The 12,317-nt window shown below is 39.9% G+C and carries 11 protein-coding genes and 3 pseudogenes; 12 read left to right on the plus strand and 2 right to left on the minus strand.

What is annotated here, in order from left to right:
• The 8 genes and pseudogenes from B3R63_RS07240 to B3R63_RS07275 all read left to right on the plus strand — a co-directional run.
• A pseudogene (locus B3R63_RS07240) lies at positions 1-312 on the plus strand (ABC transporter ATP-binding protein); the annotation flags it as partial.
• A pseudogene (locus B3R63_RS07245) lies at positions 309-1,047 on the plus strand (ABC transporter permease). The pseudogenes B3R63_RS07240 and B3R63_RS07245, both read left to right, overlap by 4 nt.
• Positions 1,044-1,824: pseudogene (queF, locus tag B3R63_RS07250) on the plus strand (NADPH-dependent 7-cyano-7-deazaguanine reductase QueF). The pseudogenes B3R63_RS07245 and queF overlap by 4 nt, the downstream one beginning before the upstream one ends.
• 25 nt (positions 1,825-1,849) lie before the next feature.
• Entirely contained in the window at positions 1,850-2,500 is a 651-nt protein-coding gene (locus B3R63_RS07255; RefSeq protein ID WP_005019444.1) for a hypothetical protein, read from the plus strand.
• 180 nt (positions 2,501-2,680) lie between these two features.
• Positions 2,681-3,823 carry a rod shape-determining protein RodA gene (gene rodA, locus B3R63_RS07260; RefSeq protein ID WP_005019443.1) on the plus strand — a complete coding sequence of 381 codons (1,143 nt, stop codon included), beginning with the start codon at positions 2,681-2,683 and terminating at the stop codon, positions 3,821-3,823.
• 17 nt (positions 3,824-3,840) lie between these two features.
• Positions 3,841-4,842 carry a lytic murein transglycosylase B gene (mltB, locus tag B3R63_RS07265; protein ID WP_286729453.1) on the plus strand — a complete coding sequence of 334 codons (1,002 nt, stop codon included), beginning with the start codon at positions 3,841-3,843 and terminating at the stop codon, positions 4,840-4,842.
• A gap of 286 nt (positions 4,843-5,128) precedes the next feature.
• Positions 5,129-5,740 (plus strand): septal ring lytic transglycosylase RlpA family protein, encoded by a 612-nt coding sequence (locus tag B3R63_RS07270; RefSeq protein WP_005019438.1) that lies wholly within the window; start codon positions 5,129-5,131, stop codon positions 5,738-5,740.
• 271 nt (positions 5,741-6,011) lie between these two features.
• Positions 6,012-6,464: a DUF962 domain-containing protein gene (locus B3R63_RS07275; RefSeq protein ID WP_286729456.1), complete on the plus strand. Its 453-nt coding sequence runs from the start codon at positions 6,012-6,014 to the stop codon at positions 6,462-6,464.
• 158 nt (positions 6,465-6,622) lie between these two features.
• On the opposite strand, the gene tsf is transcribed toward B3R63_RS07275, so the two are convergent.
• Both tsf and rpsB read right to left on the minus strand, forming a co-directional pair.
• A complete protein-coding gene (tsf, locus tag B3R63_RS07280) occupies positions 6,623-7,498 on the minus strand; it encodes a translation elongation factor Ts (protein ID WP_005406818.1) in 876 nt (291 codons plus the stop codon).
• Between the two features lie 143 nt (positions 7,499-7,641).
• The gene (gene rpsB / locus B3R63_RS07285) at positions 7,642-8,388 is read right to left on the minus strand and encodes a 30S ribosomal protein S2 (protein ID WP_005019432.1); all 747 of its coding nucleotides are present in this window, start codon (positions 8,386-8,388) and stop codon (positions 7,642-7,644) included.
• Positions 8,389-8,595: 207 nt separating this feature from the next.
• Here rpsB and map point away from each other — a divergent pair, with 207 nt between their 5' ends.
• From map to B3R63_RS07305, 4 genes are all read left to right on the plus strand, one after another.
• On the plus strand, positions 8,596-9,423 hold the full coding sequence (map, locus tag B3R63_RS07290) for a type I methionyl aminopeptidase (protein WP_005019430.1): 828 nt from the start codon (positions 8,596-8,598) through the stop codon (positions 9,421-9,423).
• Between the two features lie 280 nt (positions 9,424-9,703).
• Positions 9,704-10,786 (plus strand): OmpW/AlkL family protein, encoded by a 1,083-nt coding sequence (locus B3R63_RS07295; RefSeq protein ID WP_026443939.1) that lies wholly within the window; start codon positions 9,704-9,706, stop codon positions 10,784-10,786.
• 187 nt (positions 10,787-10,973) lie between these two features.
• The gene (locus B3R63_RS07300) at positions 10,974-12,188 is read left to right on the plus strand and encodes an MFS transporter (RefSeq protein ID WP_075040441.1); all 1,215 of its coding nucleotides are present in this window, start codon (positions 10,974-10,976) and stop codon (positions 12,186-12,188) included.
• Positions 12,181-12,315: a hypothetical protein gene (locus B3R63_RS07305; RefSeq protein ID WP_005019426.1), complete on the plus strand. Its 135-nt coding sequence runs from the start codon at positions 12,181-12,183 to the stop codon at positions 12,313-12,315. The genes B3R63_RS07300 and B3R63_RS07305 overlap by 8 nt, the downstream gene beginning before the upstream one ends.
• The last annotated feature ends 2 nt before the right edge of the window (positions 12,316-12,317 follow it).

A 12,317-nucleotide genomic window follows, 5' to 3' on the forward strand; every position in this document is an offset into this window, starting at 1 on the left:
ATTGATCGTGGCGTAATTAAAGAAGATACCACTATGAAGGATTTTCTTAATCAATTAAATGAGGAATCATTCATTTTTGATCTGGCTGAACCTATTGAACCTTTGCATCTGAATATTATTGGCGTTAATTTTAATCTGATTGATCCAATGACTCTAGAAGTAACGATGGATAAAGCCCATTCTTTAAATGATCTGTTTCAGCTCATGCAGGCACAGAATATTCAGGTACGCAGTATGCGCAACAAATCGAACCGTCTCGAAGAGCTTTTCGTAAAAATGGTCGAAAAAAATCTGGATGGAGCGACAACATGAATCTAGGTCAATTACAAACTGCACTTGGAACTTTAGTTCGCAAAGAAATCCGACGTTTCATGCGNNATGAGCCTTTATTTTGTAATCTTTGGCAATCTGGTCGGTTCACGTATTGGAGAGATGGGCGGCGTAAGCTATATGCAGTTTATTGTCCCCGGCCTGATTATGATGGCGGTAATTACTAATAGTTATGCCAATGTATCCAGTAGCTTTTTTAGTGCCAAGTTTCAAAAAAGTATTGAAGAACTCATTATGAGTCCAATGCCTCTGCATTTGATTTTATGGGGCTATGTGATTGGCGGAGTATGTCGCGGTGTACTGGTTGGTATTATAGTGACAGCGATGAGTCTGTTTTTTACTGACCTGCATATCACTAACTGGTTTGTGACCATATTTACCGTGATTGTTACCTCCCTGCTCTTCTCTCTGGGCGGTTTTATTAATGCTGTTTATGCTAAATCTTTCGATGATATTTCAATTATCCCAACATTTGTATTAACACCACTTACCTACTTAGGGGGAGTGTTCTATGCGATCAGTTCATTAAGCCCATTTTGGCAGAACCTCTCTCTGATCAATCCGATCGTATATATGGTGAATGCTTTCCGTTTCGGAATTTTAGGCCATAGTGATGTAAACGTTTCAGTTTCTCTTGTGGTAATTACATTATTCTGCGCAGTGTTTTATGGCATTGCATACTATTTATTGTCTCGTGGTTCAGGAATGCGTGAATGAGTGTAGAGCAGTCTTTATTGGGTAAAGACACCAGTTATCCAAACCAGTATCAACCTGATATTCTTTTTCCTATTGCACGCGCGCAGTCTCGCGCTGACTATGCCCATATAGAAGGNNTCAATTTCATGGTTAAACAGCCATGGTATACCACAAGTCGCTATTGGACGTATGAGCTTACCCGCTTCTTCGCCTCATCTTATTGAATCTAAATCTTTAAAACTCTACTTTAACAGTTTGAATTTTCACCGGTTTGAAACTCGGGCTATTTTCATAGAGACTGTAGAGAAAGACTTATTTCAGGCTGCAGGTGCAGCAGTGAAATTAGAGCTTTTTCAGGTGGATGCTCTTGAAATCAGTCAACCGCAGGGTATATGTATTGATGATTTGACACCCCAGCAGTTGAAGAATCATCCGGATGCAGGTTTGCTGCAATATGCAGATGACCATGAAGAAGGAGAAATCCAGCTATATTCGCATCTGTTACGCAGTAACTGTCCAGTGACTGGCCAGCCAGATTGGGGAACGGTTTTTATTCGTTATCAAGGTAAAAAACCTTGTTATCGTAGTGTGTTAGCTTATATTATTTCTTACCGTCAACATAATGGCTTTCATGAACAATGTGTGGAGCAAATGTTTGCAGATATATGGCAACATTTACAGCCGGAAAAGTTGATGGTGTATGCAACTTATACACGACGTGGTGGGCTGGATATTAATCCATGTCGTGTATCAGATTTAACCTGGATGCCAAACCCGATCCGATTGGCGCGACAATAAAACGAAAAATACCGAGGTTTTAATCATGCCATTTTTTGGTTTTACCCCGTCTGAGTCTTTACTGAACAATCTTCAGACATCAGTTGAAAAAAAGAATTCAAAGGAGCCGCTTTATCCTCTTCGGGATAAAATCGCTTTACAAATCAATGATGAAATTATTGATGCTATTTTAACCGAACTGGTACGCCGTTTCCCTGCCAGTGACAAACGTGATACAGCAGAGAAACTTGCAGGCTATATTAAGTCAACTGTGGCTGTCTTATTGAAACAACTATTAAATAAAGCACCAAATGAAGTAGTTCAGCAGTCAATTGAATTCTCTGAACGTAGCATGTTTAAAGGTCCGGATAACCAATATAGAGTAGGTGAACCACTGGATGCCAGTCTGGTCACTAACCTTAAGCATAATTTTGCTGAAATTAAGGCGGGCAATAAAGTAGACCGTGCAGTGCTGGCCGAGCTTTATAAACAGTTCGGTGACGCAACCATCCGTCACTTTATGAGCGATTTCAACAAAACACTTGATCTGGGCATGATTAAACGTAAAGCTGCCGATATCGGAGCGGCAGCGGTCACTAAAGCAGTGCATATCGCTATCGACAAGCTTATCCCAAATCTGACTAAAGATGAGTTAATGGTACTTGCAGAATATCACGATACTTTATTCTTCCATTAATATTTAACTTATTCATCAGCTTATATTAAGACTGATTAGATAGTCTTGAGATTAAAATATCAAAATCGGAAACCTGGCTAATGCCAGGTTTTTTTATTGCAAAGTTTGCATAGCGATTGTCTTGTGCAAGCTTTGTGTTAGCATGCGGCATGCATTAATTTAGCCTGTTTTCAAACCTACATGTCTCCAAGCTCTCAATATAAGTTCCTGCGTCAAGCTCCTCGTGATGGGCTGAGTACAGCCATGCAACCGTCTCGCTGGCAGCGGCTGCATATTGATCCGTGGTTATGCCTTTTTCTGTTTCTCAATGCCTTATTAGGCTTAACTGTACTATATAGTGCTTCTGCGCAAGATGTTGGTCTAGTTAGCAAGCAGGCCATGAGTTTCGGTATTGGCTTTATCGTCATGTTTACACTTGCCCAGATTCCGCCCAAGGTTTATCAGGCGTTTTCGCCATATTTTTATATTTTTGGTGTATTAGCGCTGTTATCAGTCATGATATTTGGCGAAGTGCGCATGGGTGCACAGCGCTGGATTGATATTCCCGGTTTTGGCAGTGTACAGCCCAGTGAGTTTATGAAGATTGGTATGCCAATGATGATTGCCTGGTTTTTATCACGTCATCCTCTTCCTCCAAGCTTTAAAAACGTCATTATTTCTCTGGTTCTTATTATTGTTCCATTTTTACTCATTGCAGAGCAGCCAGATTTAGGGACATCATTACTGATTCTTGCCAGCGGTCTCTTTGTCCTGTTTTTAAGTGGCCTCTCCTGGAAGCTCATTGGAGCTGCTATAGGCCTCATGTGCATGATTATTCCCCTAGCATGGCAGTTTCTTCTGCATGACTATCAGCGGCAACGTGTACTCACCTTGCTGAATCCGGAAGCAGACGCTTTAGGAACAGGCTGGAATATTATCCAATCTAAAACAGCAATTGGTTCAGGTGGATTTTTTGGTAAGGGCTTTTTACAAGGTACCCAGTCCCATTTACATTTTTTACCTGAAGGCCATACTGATTTTATTATTGCAGCTTATTCTGAAGAGTTTGGTTTAATTGGAGTTCTCATCCTTATTACTCTTTATTTTGCGATTATTTTCAGGGTATTACAGATCGGCCTCAACTGTTTTCATAATTATGGACGTCTTGTAGCCGGAACACTGGGTTTGTCATTTTTTGTTTATGTGTTTGTTAATGCCGGCATGGTCAGTGGTATTTTACCTGTAGTTGGCGTACCTCTACCTTTTATGAGTTATGGTGGTACCGCCATCATTACTTTAATGGCCACTTTTGGTTTGGTCATGTCTATTCATACGCATCGATAGTTGAGATTTAAGAGCCAATGATTAGTTTAAATATTTATAAAAAATTCAAGCAATTTAGTATAGGTTTGAGTGCTGCCGGTATTGTCGCTTTCTCTCAGGCAAATGATTTTATTACTCACCCTAATTATGAAGCATTTAAAACTAAAACTATGCAAAATTATGGTCTGACTGCACAGCAGGTAGATTGGGCCATGCAGGGCAGTAAAAATTTACCAAACATTGTTAACATCATGAATCGTCCTGGGGAAAGTAAACCTTGGTATGAATATAAAACTAATTTCATGTCAGCAGGTACGATTAACCGCGGAGTTACTTTTAAAAACCAGTATACAGATGCTTTAAACCGGGCTGAACAGCAGTTTGGAGTCTCTAAGGCGGTGATTTTAGGTATTTTAGGAGTAGAGACTGGCTATGGTGCTAATAAAGGTTCCTTCGTCACGCGTGATGCACTAGCTACATTGGCCTTCGGTTATCCACGCCGCGCTGAATATTTTAGCGATGAATTAGGCGCTTTAATTGCCTGGACCTATAAAGAAGGCTATCCAACCAGCAGCATTATTGGCTCATATGCAGGCGCAATTGGCTATCCGCAATTCATGCCGAGTAATATTACTAAACTGGGCATAGATTACGATGGCAACGGTCATATTGATCTCAGAAACTCAGCAGTAGACGCTATCGGTTCTATTGCTAACTATTTAGCTCATCATGGATGGCAACGCGACCAGCCTATCGGTTTTGCTGCACGATACACCGGTTCAAATCCAGACAGTATTATTGCGACTGATCTTACCCAGCCTGTACCTTATGGAGTTTTGAAAAATAAAGGAATTAGCCCACTTAATCCTTTGGTAAAAATTGATGATCTAGATATGGTCAATATCATTCAACTTCAAGATTCATATGGTCCGGTTTACTATATTACCTACCCAAATTTTCAGGTTATTACTACCTACAATAAGAGCCGTATGTATGCCACTGCTGTATGGCAATTAGGGACAGAAGTAGCCGATCGTTAAACCAAATATTTACCTAGTATTTTAAAAGTCAACAATTATTTATAGATAAAAGGCTATTAATTCTACTTTTTAAATTAAATGTTACAATATTGATTATTTTTTAATCTATATTTGTGAGATTTTGTCCTTTTTGTAAATATTTCTCGTTAAAGACTAGACACTTTTGGTGACACATGAATATTATCCCCCATCGTCAAATGCAGTAACACAAACGAACATTTGGATACATGTGCTGGTTTACTGGAGTTTTATCAGCAAAGCAGCACTGATCTTTAGGAGTTTATGAATGCCCACTTCGCTAAAATATATACTTGCGTTAACTATCGGTCTGACCGTAACGCAGTCTCAAGCAGAAATGGTACAGGCTTCGTCATTGAGCAATGATAATGACAATTTAAATCTTGCAGCCCGTGTTTTAAACCGTGATGCACAAGGCTTTAACTCTCACTTCTCAAACCTTAACAGTCTTTCAATCACTGAGCGTACCGGTGATAAAATTCGCCGCCAGACTATTGCAGCGAAAATTGAAATCCCTGAAGAAGAACCTTCAGTGATTGAAAAATTGAATACCGTAGCGTCTAACACTGTTCGTAAGTTCAGCCAGACCGGCGTAGCATCTTGGTATGGACGTCAATTCCATGGCCGCAAGACTGCAAGCGGTGAAACATTTGATATGAATGCCATGACAGCAGCTCATCGCAGCCTGCCACTAAACTGTTATATTCGCGTGACCAACCGCTCTAATGGTAAAAGTGTAATTGTTAAAGTTAATGATCGTGGACCTTTCCATGGTAACCGTGTACTTGACTTGTCGTATGGCGCTGCCAAAAGTATTGGTGTAACTAATGCCGGTACGGCGAAAGTAAGTATTGAACGTGTAGATGGTCCTAACTCTTAAATCTGTCTTACTGCATAAGAAGATTAAAAGCCACAATTAGTGGCTTTTGTTTTTATAGTTTCTTCTAAACTTTACCAACTTCCATTTCTCTGCTTAAAACTCCTTCCAATTTTTAAAATACCTGGTTAGCAATTTTTATGGGTCTGTATCAAAAATAGCTTTATTTATCTTTAAATACTCCCCTGTCAGAAAACTTTGACGCATTCTGTCTTTTTGATTTATATTCTGTTTATATTTTAAGACTAATAAAAATCATCACAAGGAGTGGATAATGAAGACAGTGGAAGAATGGTTTGAAGAATATTCTGAAAGCCACCAAAATAAAACCAATAAAGCAATTCACTGGATTTGTGTTCCAACTATCCTATTTTCAATTATCGGGATCATCGCACATTTCAGCACTCTGCTTGCGACTCTGCTCGTAGTGTTAACTTTGATTTTCTATGCCCGTCTTGACCTAGTGCTAGCTGTAGCAATGGCAGCATTAATTCTGATTATGGGTTGGCTTATTTATATCTTGCCAGCAGGAATAGGCTTTTATATTGGAGTGTTTGTTCTGGCATGGATTGGCCAGTTTTATGGACATAAAGTTGAGGGTAAAAAGCCTTCTTTTTTAAAAGACCTCCAGTTTCTCCTGATTGGCCCCGTATGGTGCGTGGATGCTTATTTAGGTAAACTCCTACCTAAGTGGAAAACACGGCATAGAGAGTTTACTAGAGCTTAATAAGCCGTACCATCGTTTAAATTATTCGGAAACCGCATTCCAATTGGTTATTCCTCTACTTTAGCAAACTAAACATAAAGCCACTCAATAATATTGAGTTTTATAAATACAAAAAAGCCCTCAAACTGAGGGCTTTTTTACAATCTGCTAATTCAATATTATTGAGCAGCAGCCTGAGCAGCAGCAACTTCTTCAGCGAAGCTCATTTCTGCTTTTTTCTCGATACCTTCACCCACTTCGAAACGTACGAATTGAGCTACAGTTGTACCAGTCGCCTTAAGTACTTCAGCAACTTTCTTGTCGTTGTCAATTACGTACATTTGACGCTCAAGTACAACTTCATTCAGATATTTATCTACTGAACCAGATACCATTTTTTCAACGATATTGGCTGGTTTACCAGATTCAATTGCTTTTGCTTCAGCGATTTCTTTTTCTTTCGCTACAAGCTCAGCAGGAACCTGTTCAGCAGTTACAGCAACTGGATTGAATGCAGCAACGTGCATTGCAATACCTTTACCTGTATCAGCATCACCAGTGTAAGCTACAACAACACCAATTTTCAGACCGTGTTTATAAACTGCAAGGTTTTCACCTTCAACAATCGCAGCACGACGAACCTGAATGTTTTCACCAATTTTCTGAACAAGTGCAATACGTGCTTCTTCAACAGTAGCACCATCTTCAAGCTTGAGTTCAGCAATTTTAGCAGCATCAGTTTCATTTGCAGCTAGCGCAGCAGCAGCAACTTTTGCAGAGAAGCCAGCAAAGTTTTCGTCTTTAGCAACAAAGTCAGTCTGACAGTTTACTTCTACAAGAATTGCCTTATTGCCTTCCTGAACAATCGTAATCGCGCCATCAGCTGCAATATTACCCGCTTTTTTAGCTGCTTTTGCTTGACCAGATTTACGAAGGTTATCAATCGCAAGTTCGATATCACCATCAGCTTCTGTTAAAGCTTTTTTACATTCCATCATTGCAAGGCCAGTACGGTCGCGCAATTCTTTAACCATGCTTGCAGTAACAGCAGTCATGTTAATCTCCTAAATTCGGTGGTAGAAAACAAATTCTTTTAGAACAGAAACGGCCCAGAGGATTCTCATGGGCCGCCTGCATACTTAACGCTTACTTTGCCACCATCACATGTCGCAAAAATGACAAGCTAGCGTCAAACGCATTAAGCCTCAGAAGCTGGAGCTTCTTCTGCTTTAGCTTGTGCATTTGCTTGTGATTGAGCGTATTCTTTACCAGCAATAATCGCGTCAGCCATAGCAGAAGCATAAAGAGTTACTGCGCGGATCGCGTCATCATTACCCGGAATAACGTAGTCTACGTTGTCTGGATTAGAGTTTGTATCTACGATACCGATTACAGGAATACCCAGGTTCTTAGCTTCTTTAATAGCAATTGCTTCGTGATCAACATCGATTACGAATAATGCGTCAGGTAAGCCACCCATGTTTTTCACGCCGCCCAAAGAACGCTCAAGTTTTTCCATCTCACGTGCACGCTCAAGAGCTTCACGTTTAGTCAGCTTAGCAAAAGTACCGTCCTGAGACTGAGTTTGAAGATCTTTCAAACGGTTGATTGATTGACGAAGAGTTTTCCAGTTCGTCAACATACCACCTAACCAGCGATGATCTACATATGGTTGACCAGCGCGTTGAGCTTGTTCACGGATGATGTTAGAAGCAGCACGTTTAGTACCAACGAACAAAACTTTATTCTTTTTGCTTGCTAACTGGTTAGCAAAGTTCAAAGCATCATTTAGCGCAGGAACAGTATGCTCAAGGTTGATGATGTGAATTTTGTTACGCGCGCCAAAGATATATTGACGCATTTTTGGGTTCCAGAAACGAGTTTGGTGACCAAAGTGCGCGCCAGCTGTAAGAAGGTCGCGCATGCTTACGTTGTAATCTGCCATTTTCTTTACCTTAAAGTTTGGGTTAGGCCTCCATATGTCCGCATTCTCCACCCCGCAGGGCACCCAGAGCAATGTGACGACATATGTGCGGATTTTTCCGTTTTTAAACGGTTTTCATGTATCTAGAGATCACAAAAAACCATTTGATAAAACGGGCGGCTATTTATACCATAGACACTTACAAATTACCAAAAGTTTTTAGTGATCATGAACAGTACTTATTCAGCTCCTGCCCGTTTAATCAAAACCCCTGAAGAGATTGAAAAAATGCGTATTGCGGGGCGTTTGGCGGCAGAAGTACTCGATATGATTAAGCCCTATATTAAACCTGGAGTCAGCACACTAGAACTAGACACGATTTGTCATGATTATATAGTGAATGTGCAACAGGCCATCCCTGCCTGTTTAGGTTATGGGGCTGCGCCAGGGCGCGCAGCATTTCAACATACAATCTGTACTTCAGTAAACCACGTAGTATGTCATGGGATTCCCTCAGAAGCTAAAATTCTCAAGAAGGGTGATATCCTCAATATCGATGTAACTGTTATTAAAGATGGTTATCATGGCGATACCAACATGATGTATATCGTAGGTGGCGAAACCTCTATTCTTGCAAATCGCCTGTGTAAAGTTGCTCAGGAAGCAATGTATCGTGGGATGGAAACAGTTAAGGCAGGGTCATATGTGGGTGATATTGGCTATGCAATTCAAAAATATGTAGAGTCCGAACGCTTTAGTGTAGTACGGGAATATTGCGGTCATGGTATCGGCACAGTATTTCATGATGAGCCACAAATCCTGCATTATGGCCAGAAGAGTACTGGCATGCGTTTGGAAGCCGGTATGACTTTTACCATTGAACCCATGGTAAATGCCGGAGTATGGCAGACTAAACTACTAGGAGATAAATGGACAGTAGTTACTAAGGATCATAAACTTTCTGCTCAATATGAACATACAATTTTAGTAACTGAAACAGGCATTGAAGTTTTAACAGCACGCCCGGAAGAAGATCTTTCTCGCTTTCAACGTTAATTAAACTTTATTAAAAAGGCTACCTCTAGGTAGCCTTTTATTTTAACTTAATATTCCATAGTTTTTAAATATGAATAAAAATTGAATTTAGTGTTAACAAATATTACATAATTTTTAATTATTTCATTTTTCTATTAAATTTTAACTTAAAATCTACAATTCCCTACAAAAGCATGCATTAACCAAGCATTTAAAATACAGAGTAATTACTCTAATTTCCTGATACTGCACCTACCAACAAAAAAAATTAATGTCTTAAAGACATGGAGCTTGTCTAGATATGAAATATACTGCCCTAGCACTCACAACGAGTGTTCTGTTTGGTTTACCACAATTGTCTTTTGCTGAAAACAACTGGTTTGGTATGAAAGCAGATGGCTTTAAACGCTTCTCTGTTTCCGTCGGTGCTTTACATGTTATGCCTCAAGGTAAAGCACAACCCTTTAAAGTCAATACAGCTATTGCAAATAATACGAAAGCAAGAAACGGTACTATTCAAGTTGATACGGTTTTAAATAATCTAGATCCTAATGTTAGGCAACAAGCTTTAGCTGATACTTTAAATTTTTTAGGTTTCTTTTCTGGTGGTGAATTAGACTCCGCGATAAGTGGTAGCTCCGTTATTAATGGTCTGGAAGAGTGGAGTAATCCTGGAACTGGACTTGAAGCTGATGATGTAACTACCTTAGGAATCATATCTAATTACTTTTTCACAGATAATGTTTCTCTAGAAATTAAAGCAGGTATTCCTCCTAAAGTTGACTTACAAGGTAAAGGTAAAATTTATGCGCCGTTTTCAGCCATCGCCACTCCCCAGTTAGGGGGTTTACCATTAGAATTTTTAGATATTGCACTACAAAATGATATCTTTATTACAGATTTAGAAGCTTATGGCCCAGCTGCTTCGGCACGTGCTTGGACTCCAGCTTTTGAACTTCAGTATCATTTTGGCAAAACAGGTGTAAATAAGTTCCGTCCTTATGTAGGTGTAGGTCTTATGTATGCTTACTTTAATGAACTAGAAATTAATCCACGTACTGAACAGGACTTAATTGCTGCCGGACATATGATTGCAAATATTAAGCAAGGAAAGGCAGGCGCTGCCCTTGAAGGGACACCAAGTACAGCCAACCCAGAAGTAGAGGTAGAAGCCAGTGATGCTTTTGCCCCTGTCGCAACATTAGGCTTTACTTATGACTTTAATGATAAGTGGTTTGCAGTAGGTTCAGTTTCATATGCTCACTTAAAAAACGATACAACCATCACGGTGAGAGATGCTCAACTGGGTGAGCTGATTAAATCTAAAGCCGATATTGAAGTAAATCCGATCTTGGCATATGCAGGTGTAGGCTACCGTTTCTAAATTAATTTATATTAATAAAAGCAGGAATTTTTCCTGCTTTTTATTTTGAGCACTTTACTATTTCCTGTAAGAATTTTATTTTCAAAATATTTATAACTTTAATTTATTCATACCAATTTTTTATTTCACCCTTTCTCTTGTCTGAATCGAATATTATAGTCTCGTGCGATCATTCCATGGACGTTATATGTCAACCACACAATTCTCCAAACCGCTTATATATATGCTCATTGCCAGTGCTTTCATTCTGGCTTTATCACTAGGGGTGCGGCATTCATTTGGTTTATATCTTGTACCAATGAGCCATGAGTTTGGATGGGGACATCATGTTTTTAGTCTGGCGATTGCCATGCAAAACTTGATCTGGGGAGCAGTTCAGCCTTTTACAGGTGCCCTTGCAGATAAATATGGAAGTAAAATTGTTGTGGCCATTGGAGGTGCATTATACACCGCTGGCCTAGTTCTTATGGCTTTCAGCTCAACAGGCTTACTTCTTAATTTAAGTGTAGGCTTGATTTTAGGTTTTGCCTTGTCAGCTACTTCGTTTTCTGTACTTCTTTCAGCCGTTGGTCGGGCCGCTCCTCCAGAAAAACGCAGTATGGCCATGGGAATTGCCAGTGCGGCGGGTTCATTTGGCCAGTTCATTATGTTGCCTGCCACTTTGCTGCTGCTTAAAAGTATAGGCTGGTCTGCTGCACTTATGGTCTGTGCTGTTCTAGTGGCTTTCATTATTCCGCTGGCATGGATGCTTAAGGCTCCCCATTACCAGCCGCCCAAAGTAATCAGTGAGGTTTTAAAGCCCGCTCTTACTTTTAAGCAAGTCTTACACATAGTTAGAAAACATCGACCCTTCTGGTGGCTGGCTCTTGGTTTTCTGGTCTGTGGTTTTCAGGTAGTCTTTCTGGGTGTACATCTGCCAGGTTATTTGATCGATCACGGCTTTGACGCCACGACCGGCACTATCTTTTTAGCCTTAGTTGGATTATTTAATATTATTGGAACCTACGGTGCCGGCTGGTTAGGTGATCGTTATTCTAAACCTAAGCTTTTAATGCTGCTATACGGTATTCGCGGTATTGCCATTATTGCATTTCTGGCTCTTCCTTTAACTACGATTAGTGTCTATATTTTTGGTATGGTCATGGGAATCTTGTGGTTATCTACAGTTCCACTGACTAATGGTATTGTTGCAAACATGTTCGGAGTAAAATACTTGAGCATGCTAAGTGGTATCGTGTTTTTCACCCATCAGATTGGTTCTTTTTTTGGTGGCTGGCTGGGTGGCGTCAATCATGATATTGCAGGCAATTACAATGCAGTATGGCTAACCGCAATTGTCTTAAGTGTGCTCGGAGTATTTGTACATTTCTTTGTTAATGAAGAGGCCGTAATTCATGACTAAATCGTTTGACAGCCTGAATATTATGATTGCTATTAGTATTGTACTTCTATTTGTTCTGGCTTTTTATTTGTGGAGCAATACACCACAGCTTTTTGAATATTTTAATCAGGCTTTCTGTGCACATTGACT

The sequence above is a fragment of the Acinetobacter sp. UBA1297 genome (assembly GCF_002307755.1).
GTDB lineage: Bacteria > Pseudomonadota > Gammaproteobacteria > Pseudomonadales > Moraxellaceae > Acinetobacter > Acinetobacter radioresistens.